Genomic DNA, 15,141 nt, shown 5'->3' with positions numbered 1-15,141 from the left:
CTCGCACGACGACCGGGCCGTCCAGCAGGTCCTCGCCGCGACGGCTTCCACCTCTCGACCCGCGGCCGCGCGATGGCCGACCGTGTCGCCGAGGCCCTCCAGGGCAACGACATCACCGTCATCCGCTCCTCGCCGCTCGAGCGGGCGCAGGAGACCGCCGCGCCGCTCGCCGCCGTGCTCGGGCTCGAGGTCGGCCCGGAGCCGCGGGTCATCGAGTCGGAGAACCGGTTCGAGGGCCTGACCTTCGGCAAGGGCAACAACGCGCTGCGCAACCCGCTGCTGTGGCGCCACCTCTACAACCCGTTCCGGCCGTCGTGGGGCGAGCCGTACAAGGCGATCGTCGCCCGGATGATGGCCGCCGTCCACGACGCGCGCCTCGAGGCCGAGGGCCACGAGGCCGTCCTGGTCTCCCACCAGCTGCCGATCTGGACGACCCGCCTGGCGGCGGAGAAGCGCTCCTTCCTGCACGACCCGCGCAAGCGGCAGTGCACCCTGTGCTCGATCACCTCCTTCGGGTTCGCCGGCGACCGGCTCGTCGAGATCTCCTACGCCGAGCCGGCGATCGACCTCATCCCGACCGGCGACATCGCCGCGCCGTTCTCGGCCGGTGACGCCCCCGAGGAGAACAAGCCGGAGGGGACGCCGCCGGCATGATGCGCCTCGCCCGCGCGGCGGCCGCCCTGGCCGTCGTACCCCTGCTGACGACTGCGTGCACCGACGTCGGCGGGACGGGCGACCTCGAGTACGTCGGGGGCAGCGGCGCGATCGTCCAGGTCGCGACGGAGAAGCGGCAGGACCCCGTCGAGATCAGCGGTACGACGGTCCAGGGCGAGCCGCTCGACGTGACCGACCTGCGCGGCAAGGCCGTGGTCCTCAACGTCTGGTGGTCCGGCTGCGGCCCGTGCCGCACCGAGATGCCGATGCTCGTCGACGCCGAGGACCAGCTCGGCGAGGACCAGCCCGACCGGGTCGCCTTCGTCGGCATCAACATCCGTGACCTCGCGCCCGAGAACGCCGCGGCTTTCGAGCGGGACCGCGGCGTCGACTACCCCTCGCTCTACGACCCGGGCAGCGAGTCCCTGCTCGCGCTGGGCGACTACGCGCCGCCGTCGATGCCGGCGACGCTGGTCCTCGACCCCGACGGTCGGGTCGCGGCCCTGATCAACGGCCCCGTGCCGTCGAAGGGCACCCTGGTCACCCTCGTCGAGGACGTCCTGGCGGAGAGCGCCTGATGGGGACCGTCTGATGGGTGAGTGGTTCCAGGAGCAGGCGGCCGCCGGGTCGCTCGGCCTGGCGATCCCGGTCGCCGCGATCGCCGGGCTGGTCTCCTTCTTCTCCCCGTGCGTCCTGCCGCTGCTGCCCGGCTACCTCTCCTACGCGACCGGCCTGTCCGGCGCCGACCTCGCCGCCGGTGAGGCGGGCAACCGCCGCGGCCGGATGTTGCTCGGGTCGATCCTCTTCGTGCTCGGCTTCGCCGTCGTCTTCGTCTTCTACGGCACCGCCTTCGGTTCGATCGGCCGGCCGCTGCGGCGCTGGCAGGACGAGCTCCAGCTCGGCCTCGGCGTCGTGCTCGTCGTGCTCGGCCTGGTCTTCGCCGGCGTGCTGTCGATCTTCCAGCGCGACCTGCGCATCCACAAGGTGCCCGCGGTCGGCCTCGGCGCCGCCCCGCTGATCGGCGCCCTCTTCGCGATCGGGTGGACGCCGTGCGTCGGCCCGACCTTCGGCGTGATCCTCAACCTGACCTTCGCCGACGGCGCGACCGCGGCCCGCGGCGGGCTGCTCGCGCTGTGCTACGCGCTCGGCCTGGGCCTGCCGTTCGTCGTCGTCGCGGTCCTCTACAACCGCCTCTCCCGCGCCCTGGGCTGGGTGCGCCGCCACCAGCTGGCATTCATGCGGGTCGGTGGCGCCTTCCTCGTCGTGATCGGGCTCCTCATGGTCACCGGCTGGTGGGACCACGTCGTGCAGTGGGCCCAGCTGCGCACCGTCGAGTTCGGGGAGACCGCGCTGTGACGACCGGAACCGAGCAGGCCCCGCGCAGCGAGGAGCGGCGGCCCGGGGAGCTCACCGCGCGCGAGCTGCTGCGCTGGACGTGGCGCCAGGTCACCTCGATGAGGACGGCGCTGGTGCTGCTCCTGCTGCTCGCCCTCGCCGCCATCCCGGGGTCGGTGATCCCGCAGGCCGACGTCGACTCGCTCGCCGTCACCCGGTGGAAGGACGAGCACCCGAAGCTGACGCCGCTCTACGAGCGGCTCGACCTGTTCTCGGTCTACTCCTCGCCGTGGTTCTCCGCGATCTACCTGCTGCTCGTCGTCTCGCTCGTCGGCTGCATCGTGCCGCGGCTGTTCGTCTACTTCCGGGCCCTGCGCGCCGAGCCGCCCGCGGCGCCGCGCCACCTCACCCGGATGCCCGTCCACGCGTCGTACACGACGGACCTGGCGGCCGACGAGGTGCTCGCCCGGGCCCGCGAGGTGCTCGGGCGCGGCCACCGGCTGCGGCGGACCGGGCCGGGGGACGACTTCGTCGCTGCGGAGCGCGGGCACCTGCGCGAGGCCGGCAACCTGCTCTTCCACCTCTCGGTGCTCGTCGTGCTCGCCGGCTTCGCCGTCGGCGGGCTGTGGGGCTACCAGGGTGGCGTGATCCTCGTCGAGGGCAGCACCTTCAGCAACAACCTCACGCAGTACGACGACTTCAAGCCGGGCGGGTTGTTCCGCCAGCAGCAGATGGAGGACTTCCGGTTCACCGTCGAGGACTTCGAGGTCGAGTGGCTCAAGGAGGGTCCGCGGACCGGGCAGGCGCGCAAGTTCGAGGCGCACCTGACCTACCAGCAGGGCCGCGACGGCGAGCGCAAGGAGTACGACCTGCGGGTCAACCACCCGCTCGAGGTCGACGGCACCGACGTCTTCCTGATCGGCCACGGCTACGCGCCGGTCGTCACCGTGCGCGACGCCGAGGGCGAGGTGACCTACACCGGCCCGACCGTCTTCCTCCCGCAGGACGCCAGCTTCCTGTCCTTCGGGGTCATCAAGCCCCCGGTCGTGGACCCGCAGCTCGGCCTGGAGGGCCTGTTCTACCCGTCCTTCGACATGCGCGACGGCAACCCGGTCACGGTCTTCGGCGACGACCTCAACCCGACCCTGTCGATGCTCGCCTACACCGGCGACCTCGGCTACGACTCCGGCCGCTCGCAGTCGATCTACGTCCTCGACAAGACCGACGCCGAGCTCGTCGAGGTCGACGGCAAGCCGGTGCGCGTCGACCTGCAGCCCGGTGACACCTTCGAGCTGCCCGACGGGCTCGGCTCGGTCACCTTCGACGAGGTGAAGCCCTGGATCCGGGTCCAGATCAGCCAGACGCCGGGCAAGGAGGTCGCCCTCATCGGCGTCGTCCTCGCCCTCATCGGGCTCTGCGCGTCGCTCTTCATCCGGCCTCGCCGGGTGTGGGTGCGGGCGGTGCCCGGCACAATGACCGATGACGGCGGCACTCGGGTCGAGGTCGCCGTGCTCGACAGGTCCGGCAACGGGGAGATGGGCGAGGTCCTCTCCACCCTGCTGGACCGCCTCAAGGAGAAGGCACAGTGAGTGACACCCAGTGGGAGACCCTGAGCAACCAGACGGTCGCCGTGGCCGGCGTCCTGTACTTCCTGGCGCTGCTGGTGCACCTCGCGGAGTGGGCGGCGCTGCGCCAGCCGGCCGCCACGCGTGAGCTGGTCGCCGCCGGCGCTGGCGCACCGGAGGCGGAGCAGGCTGCCGTCGTACCCGCTGAGGGGGAGTCACACCGGGTCGCCTTCCTGGGCCGGCTCGGGTTCCTGCTCACCTGCCTGGCCTGCGTGGCCCACCTGGTGTCCCTCGTCGGGCGCGGCATGGCCGCGGACCCGAACCGCGTGCCCTGGGGCAACATGTACGAGTTCACGCTGAGCGGCACCTTCGTCGTCACGCTGCTCTACGTCGTGCTCTACCGCCGCTTCAACCTGGCGTGGATGGGCCCGCTGGTCGTCTGCTTCGTGGTGTCCACGCTGATGGTCGCCGTGATCTGGCTGCACGATTCCGTCGCCCCTCTCACCGAGGCGCTCAACTCGCCGTGGCTGGTCATCCACGTCGTGTCCGCAGTGATCGCGACCGGCGCCTTCACCATCGGCGGCATCGCCTCGATCATGTTCCTGGTCCGCGCCCGTGCCGACCGCAAGGCGGCTGCCGCCGGCCGCGAGGTCAGCGGCTGGCTGGCCCGGGTGCCGCAGCCGGACGCGCTGGACCGCCTCGCCTACCGCGTGCACGCCTTCGCGTTCCCCGTGTGGACCTTCGCCGTCCTCATCACCGGCCCGATCTGGGCGCACGAGGCCTGGTCGCGCTACTGGAACTGGGACCCCAAGGAGGTCTGGGCGTTCATCACCTGGGTCGTCTACGCGGGCTACCTGCACGCCCGGGCGACCGCCGGCTGGAAGGGCCGCCGTGCGGCGATGCTCGCGCTGGTCGGCCTGGCCACCCTGTGGTTCAACTTCATCGGGATCAACTACTTCTCGACCACGAGCCAGCACTCGTACGCCGCCGAGCGCATCGTGGACAGCACCGTCGGCAGCACCGTCGACGTCCGCTGATCTCGGCTGACCCCGGCGGGGCCGGCTGCTACTGGGGGCCGGTGCCGTCCGGCGGGTCGGGCTTGTGCCGCTCGGCCTGGCGGCGCTTCCACTCCAGCTCGCGCAGGAACGCCTCGTCGTCGTCCGGTGCGACCGGACGCGTCGGCGGACGGGGCCGGGTGGGGCGGCGCGGCACCTGCTCGCCACCGAACCCGCGGTCCTGCATCCAGCGGATCGCGAGGTAGGTGACCGCCGCGAAGATCACGACGACGAGCAGCAGCTTCACACGACCAAGAGTAGGGCCGACGTGGTGACGGCGGGGCCGGTCCCCGGGTCTCGATCCGGCAACGGTGCGACTTATCCTTGGGGAGTGAAGGAGTTCTGGATCTACACGGCCATGCGCGTCGGCCTCTTCGTCGGCGCGTTCTGCATCGTCTTCGGGCTGTGGTTCCTCATCGCTGACTCGGTGAACCTCCTCCTCGTCATCGTGATCGCCTTCCTGGTCAGCGGCCTGGCGTCGTACGTCCTCCTCGAGCGGCAGCGCAACGCGTTCGCGCTCCGGGTCGAGGACCGCGCCGGCCGGATCAGCAAGAAGTACGACGACATGCGGTCCAAGGAGGACGAGGACTGACCCTCCCGGGTCCCTCGTCTCGTTGAGACGTCACTTCTCGTCGGTCGAGTGGTCGGTTCTGGCGCGTCGAGACGTCAGGAATGGCGCGTCGAGACGTCAGGAATGGCGCGTCGAGCGGTCACGTACGGCGACGTCGTACGAGCTGACGCCTCGACCTGCCGGAAGTGACGACTCGACCGGCCAATTCTGACGCTTCAACAGGCCAGAACTGACGCCTCGACGCGCCAGAACTGACGTCTCGACGAGCCAGAAGTGACGTCTCAACGAGCGAGGACGAGGCCGATGCCGGCGAGGACCGCCCAGCCGAGCTCGGCGACGCCGGTCTGCTGGAGGACGGGGATGAGGGCCGGGCCGCCGGCGCCGCCGAGGACGGTCCGGGTGGCGCGCAGGGCCGGCAGCAGGAAGCCGAGGCCGAGCAGGGCCCACCAGGTGGTGAGGGCGGCGAGGACGACGACGGCCGCGGCGGAGACGGCGACGAGGAGCGCGTAGAACCCGCGCGTACGGCGGTCGCCCAGTCGCACGGCGAGGGTGATCTTGCCCGCCACCTCGTCGGTCGGGATGTCGCGCAGGTTGTTGGCCACGAGGATGGCGCAGGCCAGGGCACCGACGCCGGTGCCGGCGGCGACCGAGGCCCAGCCGGCGTCGCCCCAGCGCTCGGTCTGCACCCAGGTGGTGCCGACGGTGGCGACGAGGCCGAAGAACACGAAGACCATCACCTCGCCGAGGCCGAGGTAGCCGTAGGGCTTCGAGCCGCCGGTGTAGTACCAGGCCGCCACCACGCAGGCGGCGCCGACCGCCACCAGCCACCAGGCGGTGGTGGCGGCGATGACCAGGCCCGCGACGGCGGCGACGCCGAAGCAGAGGAAGGCCGCGCGCTTCACCGCGGCCGGGGTGGCGAGCCCGGAGCCGACCAGGCGCAGCGGGCCGACCCGCTCGTCGTCGGTGCCGCGGACGCCGTCGGAGTAGTCGTTGGCGTAGTTGACGCCGACCTGGAGCGCGAGGCTGACGACCATCGCGAGCAGCGCCTTCCACCACACCGAGCGGTCGTCGTGCACGGCGACGGCCGTGCCGACCAGCACCGGTGCCAGGGCGGCCGGCAGGGTGCGGAGTCGGGCGCCGGCAATCCAGTGCTTCGCGGTGGCCATAGCGGTCGATTCAAGCAGGGTCGGGTGCCGCCACGCCCAGCCGGGTCAGGTGTCGCTCGGCGGCGCGGGCGGCGGGGTGGATGAGGACGGCCGCGACGACGACGATGCCGGCGATGACCAGCCAGCCGCGGGCGCCCCACTCCATGGCGAGCCAGGTGTAGAGCGCAGGTGCCCACACGGTGCCGAGGGTGTAGCCGAGCTGCGAGACGCCCTGGTACTCCCCGCGGCGGCGCGGGTCGCTGAGCTCGGCCTGCAGGCCCCACTCGCCGGCGGACTGGAAGAGCTCGGCGCCGGTGACGGTGACGTGGCCGATCCAGACCAGCAGGATCGTCACCCAGCCGACGGTGTCGTGGGTGACCAGCACGATGCCGCAGGAGAGCACGAAGAAGAAGGCCCCGCGGCGCTGGGCGCGCAGGGAGTCGGCGACGGTGGTGATGCCGCGTGCGGCCGCGACCTGCAGCAGGACGGCCATCACCGTGTTGGTGCCGAAGAGCCACGCGAGCAGGACCCGTGGGGCGTCGGTCTCCTCGACCAGCCACAGCGGGATGACGACGTTGAGCAGCACCTGGTGCGTGCCGAGCACGCCGCCCAGGACCGCCATGGCGACGTACGCCCGGTTGCGCAGGGCGCTGCGCCGGTCGCCCGCCTCCTCGAGCGCCGTCGCGAGCGGCGCCTCCTCGGCGTGGTGGACCACCGACGGCATCCGCGCGACGAGCGCAGCGTTCAGCACGAGCAGGGCCGCGGTGGCGACCGGGACGAGGCGGATCACGCCGTCGTCGTTGGTGGCCAGGGCGATGCCGGCGAGCAGGGCGCCGAGGGTGTAGCCGACGTTGCGGGCGGCACGGAAGTACGCGTTGGAGGAGACCCGCTCCTCGCGCGGGAAGATGTCGAAGCGGTAGGCGTTGCGGGCCGAGCGGCTCGCGGTCGTCACCAGCTGCAGCACGACGAGCACCGCCACGAAGGTGGCGAAGCCGCCCGCCAGCAGCCAGGCGAGGTAGAGCAGCGCCTCGACCAGCGAGGACAGCATCCACACCCGCTTCGCACCGAAGCGGTCGCTGACCTTCCCGAGCGGCACGGCGAGCAGGAAGGTGACCGCACCGGCGATCGACAGGCCGAGGCCGACCTGCGCGGCGGACAGCCCCACGACCTGGGTGAAGAAGACCGCGCTGCCGGTGAGGAAGACCCCGTCGCCGAACGCGGAGAGCACCGACTGGACCGACAGACGGCGCACGAGCGAGGTGGGGCCGGCGAGGCGCGCGACGCGCTCCGGAAGATATCTTGACATCAAGACAACCGTACGACGATCCGCGTTGGCTGTCGAACGGTTTCGTGGTCGGGCTCGGGCATCGTGCCAGCGAGCTGGCGGGCCCGGTCCGGGCGTCCGAACGCCGATCCGCTCGTCGCCTCGATCGACAGGCCCGCTCCCAGCACGGCGTCGCGGTCCAGGAGCCTGCGTCAGGAGCTCGGCGCCGAGGACCTCGCGACGACCCGGCGGGGCCTGGCCCGGATCAGGGGGCTGCTGGGCCGGTGACCTCGCCCGCCACGGCCTCGCCCGCCACCGCCTCGGTCGCGACGACCGGCTGTTGGTCGAGGGGGAAGTGCCGGTCGCGGAAGCGGGTGGCCATGCCCAGCGAGGGCCCCATCAGCGCGGACGCGGCCACGACGATGCCCGCGATGACCAGCCACCCGTCGGCGCCCCACTCCATCGCGAGGAAGGTGAACAGCGCCGGCGCCCACATCGAGCCGAGGGCACGACTGACGTCGCCGACACCCTGGTACTCCCCGCGCCGCCGCGGGTCCATCAGCTCGGCCTGGACCGACCAGCTGGCCCCGGAGACGAACAGCTCCGCGCCGGTCACCGTCACGTGCCCCAGCCACACCAGCAGCACGGTCACCAGGCCGACGGTCGAGTGCGTGACCATCGTGATCAGGCACGAGACCACGAAGAACGCCGTGGAGATCCACACGTAGCGCATCGCGTCGCGCAGGTCGCGCACCCCCTTCGAGGTGTACGCCGGCAGGAAGATGCACAGCACCGTGTTGGTGCCGAACAGCCAGGCCAGCAGCACGTGCGGGGCGTCGGTGGCCTCCACCAGCCACAGCGGGATCACCACGTTGAGCAGGGTCTGGTTGGTCCAGAGCACGCCGAGGCAGAAGGTGACGAGTATCCAGCCGCGGTTGCGCAGCGGGCCCGGGCCGCTCGGGCGCACTCGCGCCGCGCCGCTGCGCACGCGCAGGTCGTGCGGCGCCGCCGGGAGCCGGGTGATCCAGAACCCGTTGACCGCCATCAGCAGCGCCGCGAACCACGGGGACCAGCGGATGACGTCGAGGCTGCCGGTCGCCAGCGCGATGCCGCCGACGACCGCGCCGAGGGTGAACCCGAGGTTGAGCGCGGAGTAGAGGTAGGCCTGCGTCTCGACCCGCTCCTTGCGGGGGAGCACGTCGACGACGTACGCCTGGTAGCTGGAGTGGCCCGCCGAGCCGAACACCGCGAAGAACAGGCCGACCGTGAGGTACTGCTCGAACGAGCCGACGAACGGCAGCGCGAGGAAGCAGGCGGCGCGGCCCCACGTGGTCGCGGCCCACACCCGCTTCGGCCCGAGGTGGTCGACGAGGCGGCCGGCAGGGTAGGCGAGCAGGAACTCCGCGACGTTGACGATCGTCAGCGCCAGGCCGACCTTGCTGGCCGACATCCCGACGACCTGGGTGAGGAAGACGGCGCTGCCGGTGTTGAAGGCGCCCTCGCCGGTGGAGAAGAGGATCGACTGCGTCGCGAGCCGGCGGGACATGGGCGTGGGAGGGACCAGGCGCCGCCAGAAACCACGGTCCACCGTCGCGGCAGAGATGCTCATCGCCGGACATCTTCTCGCCGGGACTAGGTTTTGTCGTGTGAGTTTCTGGGCGCCCGCCGGTCCTGCGACCGACGTCGTCGAGCAGGCGCGAGCCTGGCTCGACGGCGCCGACGACGTCCCGCTCGTGGTCGCCACCTCCGGCTCGACCGGCGAGCCCAAGCGGGTGCGGCTGCCGCGGGCCGCGGTGCTCGCCTCGATCGCCGCGTCCGCGGCCCGGCTGGGTGCGACCGGCAGGTGGGTGCTGGCCCTGCCCGCGACGTACGTCGCCGGCGTGCAGGTCGTGCTGCGCTCGCTGGTCGCCGGGCACGACGCGGTGCTGCTCGACCGCGACGGCTGGCCCGACGGCGAGGGCTGGTTCGTCTCCCTCGTGCCGACCCAGCTCACCCGGATGCTCGACCAGCCCGAGGACCTCGCCGCACTGCGCCGCGCCCACACCGTGCTGCTCGGCGGCGGCCCGATCGGTGCGTCCCTGCGGGCCCGGGCGGCGGACGCCGGCGTGCACGTCGTCGCCACCTACGGCTCGGCCGCGGTCGCCATCGGCGAGGGCGGGCGGGTGCGGNCGGCGGCGGCCCGATCGGTGCGTCCCTGCGGGCCGAGACCGCCGGCGGCTGCGTCTACGACGGCGTCCCGCTCGACGGCGTCGCGGTCGCCATCGGCGAGGGCGGGCGGGTGCGGATCGCCGGCCCCACCCTCTTCGCCGGGTACGACGGCCGGCCGGACCTGACCCGTGAGGTGCTCGTCGACGGGTGGTTCCTCACCTCCGACGCCGGCCGGCTCGACGAGGACGGCCGGCTCGCGCTCATCGGCCGGCTCGACGACGTCGTCGTCAGCGGCGGCCTCAACGTCCCCGGCCCGGCCGTGGCGGAGCGGCTGCGCCAGCACCCCGGGATCGCGGAGGCCGAGGTGCTCGGCGTCCCCGACGACGAGTGGGGCAACCGCGTGGTCGGCTTCGTCGTGCCACGCGCCGGGGAGGTGGAGCCGGACGCGCTGCGCGACTGGGTCGCCGCCGAGCACCCGCGCGCGTGGGCGCCGCGGCAGTGGGTCGTCCTCGACGCGGTGCCGCTGCTGGAGAACGGCAAGCCCGACCGGCGGGCGCTGCGCGCCCTCGCCCTCGAGGAGGCCGGCGCGTGAAGGTCGTCGCGATCCCGATGCGCACCCGCTTCCGCGGCATCACCGTGCGTGAGGTGGCCCTGCTGCGCGGCCCCGCCGGGTGGGGCGAGTGGAGCCCGTTCCTGGAGTACCCGCCCGAGGTCGCCGAGCCGTGGCTGCGCTGCGCGGAGGAAGCGATGGCCGGCGACTGGCCCGCCCCGGTGCGCACCTCGGTGCCGGTCAACGTCACCGTGCCCGCGGTCGGCCCGGAGCGGGCGCACGAGATCGTCCGCGCCGGCGGGTGCCGCACCGCCAAGGTCAAGGTCGCCGAGCCCGGCCAGACGACCGCCGACGACGAGGCCCGGGTCGAGGCGGTCCGCGACGCGCTCGGCCCCGACGGGCACGTCCGCGTCGACGCCAACGGCGGCTGGAGCGTCGACGAGGCCGTCACCGCGATCGGCCGGCTCGACCGCGCCGCCGGCGGCCTGGAGTACGTCGAGCAGCCGGTCGCGTCCGTCGAGGACCTCGCCCGCGTGCGACGCCGCGTCGACGTGCCGATCGCCGCCGACGAGTCGATCCGTCGCGCCGAGGACCCCTACCGCGTGCGCGACCTCGAGGCAGCCGACATCGCGGTGCTCAAGGTGCAGCCGCTCGGCGGCGTGCGGGCCTGCCTCGAGGTCGCCGAGCGGATCGGGCTCCCCGTCGTGGTGTCGTCGGCCCTGGAGACCTCGGTCGGCATCGCCGCGGGCGTCGCGCTGGCCGCGGCGCTGCCGTCGCTGCCGCACGCCTGCGGCCTGGCCACGGTGCAGCTGCTGACCGCCGACGTGGTCACCGAGTCGCTGCTGCCGGTCGACGGCGCGCTGCCCGTGCGGCGGCCGGTGGTCGACGCCGACGAGGTCGAGCGGGTCACCGCCTCCCCGGACCGGGTCGACCACTGGGCGGCCCGCCTCGCCGCCGTACGCGCGTTGCGGGAGGATCGTCGCCCATGAGCACCGACGACGCCGCGTCCCTCGCCGCGGGCTGCGTGGCCTGGCTGCAGCGGGCCGGCGTCACCGACGTCGTCGCCGCGCCCGGGTCGCGCAACGCACCGCTCCTGTTCGCGCTGTGGGCGGCCGCGCAGGCCGACGGCCCGCGCCTGCACACGCGGATCGACGAGCGCACCGCGGGCTTCCTTGCCCTGGGGCTGACCAAGGTGGGCGCCCGCGCCGCGGTCGTCACCACCTCCGGCACGGCGGTGGCGAACCTGCACCCCGCCGTCCTCGAGGCCGCCCACTCCGGCCTCGACCTCGTCGTCGTCTCCGCCGACCGCCCCGCCCGGCTGCGCGGCACCGGCGCCAACCAGACCACCGACCAGGTCGGCATCTTCAGCCCCTTCGTCGCCACCCACGACCTCGCGTCCGTGGCCGACCTCGACGCCGTGACCACCGCCCCCGCCGGCGCCCCCGCCCACCTCAACCTCCAGCTCGACGCCCCGCTCGTCCCGGACGTGCCCGTCGCGCCGACCGGGGTAGTCCCGGGTCACAAGCACCTTCCGACGGCGTGTCGCGGTGCTGTTGACCCGGGACCACCGCCGCACGACCTCCGCAGGGGGCCCCGCACCGTCGTCGTGGCTGGCGACGACGCGGGGCCACAGGCACGGCGAGGAGGCCGGGTGGCCGCTGCTCGCCGAGCCCAGCAGCGGGGCCCGCACCGGCGACAACGCGATCCGGACCTACCGGCTGCTGCTCGGCACCGACCTCGGCGCGCAGGTCGAGCGGGTCGTCGTCCACGGCCGGCCCACGTTGTCCCGCCCGGTCACCCGGCTGCTGGAGAGCCCCGACGTCGAGGTGCTGGTCGTGCCGGGCCGCGGCGTGTGGCCGCCCGCCCCACCGGGGTCCTCCGCCATCGGCACGCCGCGCTGGGTGGGGGAGGAGCCCGACGACCCGGCCTGGCTGGACGCCTGGCGCGAGGCCGACCGTGACCTCGCCCGCCGCGTCGACCGGCTCGTCGCCGAGGAGCCCGCCCTCACGCCGTACGACGTCGCGGCGGCCACGCACGCCGCGCTGCCCGCCGGGGGCTTGCTCGTCGTGGGGGCCTCCAGCCCGGTACGTGACCTCGACGTGATGGCCCGCCCCACCCCGGTCGGGAGCCGCCGCAAGGTGGTCGCCAACCGCGGGCTCGCCGGCATCGACGGCACGCTCAGCACCGCGATCGGCGCCGCCCTCGGGCGCCCGGCGTCCACCCGCAGCCTCGCGCTGGTCGGCGACCTGACCTTCCTGCACGACCAGAACGCGCTCGTGCTCGGCCCCGACGAGCCCCGGCCCGACCTGACCATCGTGGTCGCCAACGACGACGGCGGCGCGATCTTCTCCGTGCTCGAGCAGGGCGCACCGGCGCACGCGGCGTCCTTCGAGCGGCTCTTCGGCACCCCGCACGGCACCGACCTCGCCAGCCTGTGCGCGGCCGTCCGCGTCCCGCACCTGCGGGTCACCTCGCGCCTCGAGCTCGAGCAGGCCCTGGCCTCCCCGAACGGCGGGATCGAGGTCGTCGAGGCCGTCGTCAGCCGGGCCGGGCGGCGCGAGCTCGACGGCCGCTTGCGCGACCTCGCCGCGTCGGGCGCCCGCTAGTCTGGAGGACGTGGTCAGCGACGCGCAGCCGGCTCCCGACTCCGGCGTCGACGACCAGCAGAGCCCGCACGAGGGCCGCATCGCGCCGTCCCTGCGGCACTTCATCCACACCGAGGCCGCGAGCGCCGGCCTGCTGGTCGCCGTCGCGCTCGTCGCGCTGCTGTGGGCGAACTCCCCGTGGTCGGACAGCTACGAGGACCTGTGGCACCAGACGCTGTCGGTGACCCTCGCCGGGGACGGCATCACGATGGACCTCCACCACTGGGTCAACGACGGCCTGATGGTGATCTTCTTCTTCGTCATCGGGCTCGAGGTGCGTCGCGAGTTCGCGGTCGGCGAGCTGACCGAGCGACGGCGCCTGGTGATCCCGGTCCTCGCCGGCGTCGGCGGCATGGTCGTCCCCGCGCTGCTCTACCTGCTGCTCAACCCGTCCGGCGACTCCGCCGCCGGCTGGGGCATCGTGATCGGCACCGACACCGCGTTCCTGCTCGGCACATTGGCCCTCGTCGGCCCCAGCGTGTCGACCCAGCTGCGGATCTTCCTGCTCACCCTCACCGTCATCGACGACATCGTCGCGGTCACCGTCATCGGCGTCGTGTACTCCGACGGCGCCGACCTCACCGCGCTCGCCGTCGCCGCCGCCTGCCTGGTCGTGCTGGTCGTCCTGGACCGCCGCGGGGAGTGGCGCGCCTCGCCGTACGTCGCCACCGTGGTCGTGCTGTGGGTCGCCACCCTCGAGTCCGGGATCCACGCCTCCATCGCCGGCATGGTGTCCGGCCTCCTGGTCCCGGCGGTCACCGCCGACCGGGCGCTCGTGCAGGAGGCCGCCGACCGGGTGCGTCGCTTCCAGCAGTCGCCGCTGCCGGAGGTGCAGCGCGAGGCACGGCAGGGCCTCAACCGCGCGGTGTCGGTGAACGAGCGGCTGCAGGAGGTGCTGCACGGCTGGACCAGCTACGTCGTCGTACCCGTCTTCGCGCTGGCGAACGCCGGCATCGACCTGCGCGACGGGGTGCTCGGCGACGCGCTCTCCTCGCCGGTCACGTGGGGCGTGGTGGTCGGCCTCGTCGCCGGCAAGACCGCAGGCATCGGCGTCGGCGCGCTCACCGCCGCGCGGCTGCGGTGGGGCGCGCTGCCCGACGGCGTCGCGCCCGGCCACATCCTCGGCGGCGCCGCGCTGTCCGGCATCGGGTTCACCGTGTCGCTGCTCATCGTCGGGCTGGCCTTCACCGACGAGACGCTGCAGGACCAGGCGAAGGTCGGCGTGCTGCTGGCCGCGGTGCTCGCCGTCGTCGTCGGCTGGGTCGTCTTCGCCGTTGCCGCGACCGTGTTCGACCAGCGCGACGCGAGCCTGCCGATGACCCTCAGCGACCCGGTCGACCCGCGGCACGACCACGTCCTGGGCCCGGTCGACGCACCCCTCACCCTCGTGGAGTACCTCGACTTCGAGTGCCCGTTCTGCGCCCGTGCGACCGGCGCGGCGAACGAGGTCCGGGAGTACTTCGGTGACCGGTTGCGCTACGTGCCGCGCCACCTGCCGCTCGACGTCCACCCGCACGCCGTGCTCGCGGGCATCGCTGCCGAGGCCGCTGGACGGCAGGGTCGCTACTGGGACATGCACGAGCTGCTGTTCACCTGCCAGGACCACCTCGAGCGCGACGACCTCATCGGGTACGCCGCCGAGCTCGGCCTCGACGTGGAGCAGTTCACCGCCGACCTCGACGACACCGAGCTGGCCGAGCGGGTGGCCCGCGACGCCGCGAGCGCCGACGCCAGCGGGGTGCGCGGCACGCCGACCTTCTTCATCGGCGAGCGCCGGCACGTCGGCCCGTTCGACGCGCGCAGCCTGATCGCCGCGCTGGAGGCGGAAGGAGCCTGATGGAGGTCGCCCTGCTCCTGGTCGCCATCGCCGTGACGGTGCTGGCGGTCACCGCGGTCGCCGGGCGCACCGACCTCCCCGCGCCGCTGCTGCTCGTCGTGGTCGGCGCCGTCGCCTCCTGGCTGCCGGGCGTGCCGGAGGTGCGGCTCGAGCCCGAGGTCGTCCTGCTCGGCCTCCTGCCGCCGCTGCTCTACTCGGCTGCCCTGAACACCTCGCTCGTCGACTTCGCGGCCAACAGGAAGCCGATCCTGCTGCTCTCCGTCGGGCTCGTCGCGTTCACCACCGTCGGCGTCGGCGCCGCCGTCCACCTCGTGGTGCCGGAGCTCGGGTGGCCGCTGTCGCTCGCGATCGGCGCCGTGGTCGCCCCGCCGG

The 15,141-nt window shown here is 73.4% G+C and carries 16 protein-coding genes and 1 pseudogene; 13 read left to right on the top strand and 4 right to left on the bottom strand.

What is annotated here, in order from left to right:
- The 5 genes from L615_RS23615 to ccsB form a co-directional block, all read left to right on the top strand.
- On the top strand, positions 1-654 hold a 654-nt coding region (locus L615_RS23615), incomplete at its 5' end, for a histidine phosphatase family protein (RefSeq protein ID WP_186449977.1).
- The gene (locus tag L615_RS21790) at positions 651-1,232 is read left to right on the top strand and encodes a TlpA disulfide reductase family protein (RefSeq protein WP_028655599.1); all 582 of its coding nucleotides are present in this window, start codon (positions 651-653) and stop codon (positions 1,230-1,232) included. The genes L615_RS23615 and L615_RS21790, both read left to right, overlap by 4 nt.
- Before the next feature lie 13 nt (positions 1,233-1,245).
- Complete coding sequence (locus tag L615_RS21785) at positions 1,246-2,010, top strand: cytochrome c biogenesis CcdA family protein (RefSeq protein ID WP_028655600.1); 765 nt, start codon at positions 1,246-1,248, stop codon at positions 2,008-2,010.
- Positions 2,007-3,578: a cytochrome c biogenesis protein ResB gene (locus L615_RS21780; protein ID WP_261376812.1), complete on the top strand. Its 1,572-nt coding sequence runs from the start codon at positions 2,007-2,009 to the stop codon at positions 3,576-3,578. Before L615_RS21785 ends, L615_RS21780 begins: the two co-directional genes overlap by 4 nt.
- Positions 3,575-4,591: a c-type cytochrome biogenesis protein CcsB gene (ccsB, locus tag L615_RS21775; protein ID WP_145726449.1), complete on the top strand. Its 1,017-nt coding sequence runs from the start codon at positions 3,575-3,577 to the stop codon at positions 4,589-4,591. Before L615_RS21780 ends, ccsB begins: the two co-directional genes overlap by 4 nt.
- Positions 4,592-4,619: 28 nt before the next feature.
- Here ccsB and L615_RS21770 read toward each other — a convergent pair whose 3' ends face one another.
- Complete coding sequence (locus tag L615_RS21770; RefSeq protein ID WP_051485745.1) at positions 4,620-4,856, bottom strand: hypothetical protein; 237 nt, start codon at positions 4,854-4,856, stop codon at positions 4,620-4,622.
- A gap of 84 nt (positions 4,857-4,940) precedes the next feature.
- Here L615_RS21770 and L615_RS21765 point away from each other — a divergent pair, with 84 nt between their 5' ends.
- The gene (locus L615_RS21765) at positions 4,941-5,201 is read left to right on the top strand and encodes a DUF4229 domain-containing protein (RefSeq protein WP_028655602.1); all 261 of its coding nucleotides are present in this window, start codon (positions 4,941-4,943) and stop codon (positions 5,199-5,201) included.
- Between the two features lie 260 nt (positions 5,202-5,461).
- Here the strand turns inward: L615_RS21765 and L615_RS21760 are convergent, their stop codons facing one another.
- From L615_RS21760 to L615_RS21750, 3 genes are all read right to left on the bottom strand, one after another.
- Positions 5,462-6,346 (bottom strand): 1,4-dihydroxy-2-naphthoate polyprenyltransferase, encoded by an 885-nt coding sequence (locus L615_RS21760; RefSeq protein WP_145726448.1) that lies wholly within the window; start codon positions 6,344-6,346, stop codon positions 5,462-5,464.
- Between the two features lie 10 nt (positions 6,347-6,356).
- On the bottom strand, positions 6,357-7,631 hold the full coding sequence (locus tag L615_RS21755; RefSeq protein WP_145726447.1) for an MFS transporter: 1,275 nt from the start codon (positions 7,629-7,631) through the stop codon (positions 6,357-6,359).
- Between the two features lie 223 nt (positions 7,632-7,854).
- Positions 7,855-9,198: an MFS transporter gene (locus tag L615_RS21750; protein WP_145726446.1), complete on the bottom strand. Its 1,344-nt coding sequence runs from the start codon at positions 9,196-9,198 to the stop codon at positions 7,855-7,857.
- Between the two features lie 37 nt (positions 9,199-9,235).
- Here L615_RS21750 and L615_RS24510 point away from each other — a divergent pair, with 37 nt between their 5' ends.
- The 7 genes and pseudogenes from L615_RS24510 to L615_RS24495 all read left to right on the top strand — a co-directional run.
- Positions 9,236-9,922 (top strand): AMP-binding protein, encoded by a 687-nt coding sequence (locus L615_RS24510; RefSeq protein ID WP_261376811.1) that lies wholly within the window; start codon positions 9,236-9,238, stop codon positions 9,920-9,922.
- Positions 9,868-10,329, top strand: coding sequence for a class I adenylate-forming enzyme family protein (locus L615_RS24505; RefSeq protein ID WP_261376810.1), 462 nt, complete (start codon positions 9,868-9,870; stop codon positions 10,327-10,329). The genes L615_RS24510 and L615_RS24505 overlap by 55 nt, the downstream gene beginning before the upstream one ends.
- A gap of 17 nt (positions 10,330-10,346) precedes the next feature.
- The gene (locus tag L615_RS21740) at positions 10,347-11,276 is read left to right on the top strand and encodes an o-succinylbenzoate synthase (RefSeq protein ID WP_396954782.1); all 930 of its coding nucleotides are present in this window, start codon (positions 10,347-10,349) and stop codon (positions 11,274-11,276) included.
- A pseudogene (locus L615_RS24500) lies at positions 11,273-11,587 on the top strand (thiamine pyrophosphate-binding protein); the annotation flags it as partial. The gene L615_RS21740 and the pseudogene L615_RS24500, both read left to right, overlap by 4 nt.
- 247 nt (positions 11,588-11,834) lie before the next feature.
- The gene (locus L615_RS21735; RefSeq protein ID WP_261376809.1) at positions 11,835-12,893 is read left to right on the top strand and encodes a thiamine pyrophosphate-dependent enzyme; all 1,059 of its coding nucleotides are present in this window, start codon (positions 11,835-11,837) and stop codon (positions 12,891-12,893) included.
- Between the two features lie 10 nt (positions 12,894-12,903).
- Positions 12,904-14,769, top strand: a complete 1,866-nt coding sequence (gene nhaA, locus L615_RS21730) for a Na+/H+ antiporter NhaA (protein ID WP_222430659.1) — start codon at positions 12,904-12,906, stop codon at positions 14,767-14,769.
- Positions 14,769-15,141, top strand: a 373-nt coding sequence (locus tag L615_RS24495) for a cation:proton antiporter (RefSeq protein WP_261376808.1), incomplete at its 3' end; no start/stop codon positions are given. The genes nhaA and L615_RS24495, both read left to right, overlap by 1 nt.

This window comes from Nocardioides sp. J9 (assembly GCF_007829375.1).
Classification (GTDB): domain Bacteria; phylum Actinomycetota; class Actinomycetes; order Propionibacteriales; family Nocardioidaceae; genus Nocardioides.
Note: the sequence above shows the minus strand (reverse complement) of the source record. Positions and strands in the feature narration are given on the sequence as shown.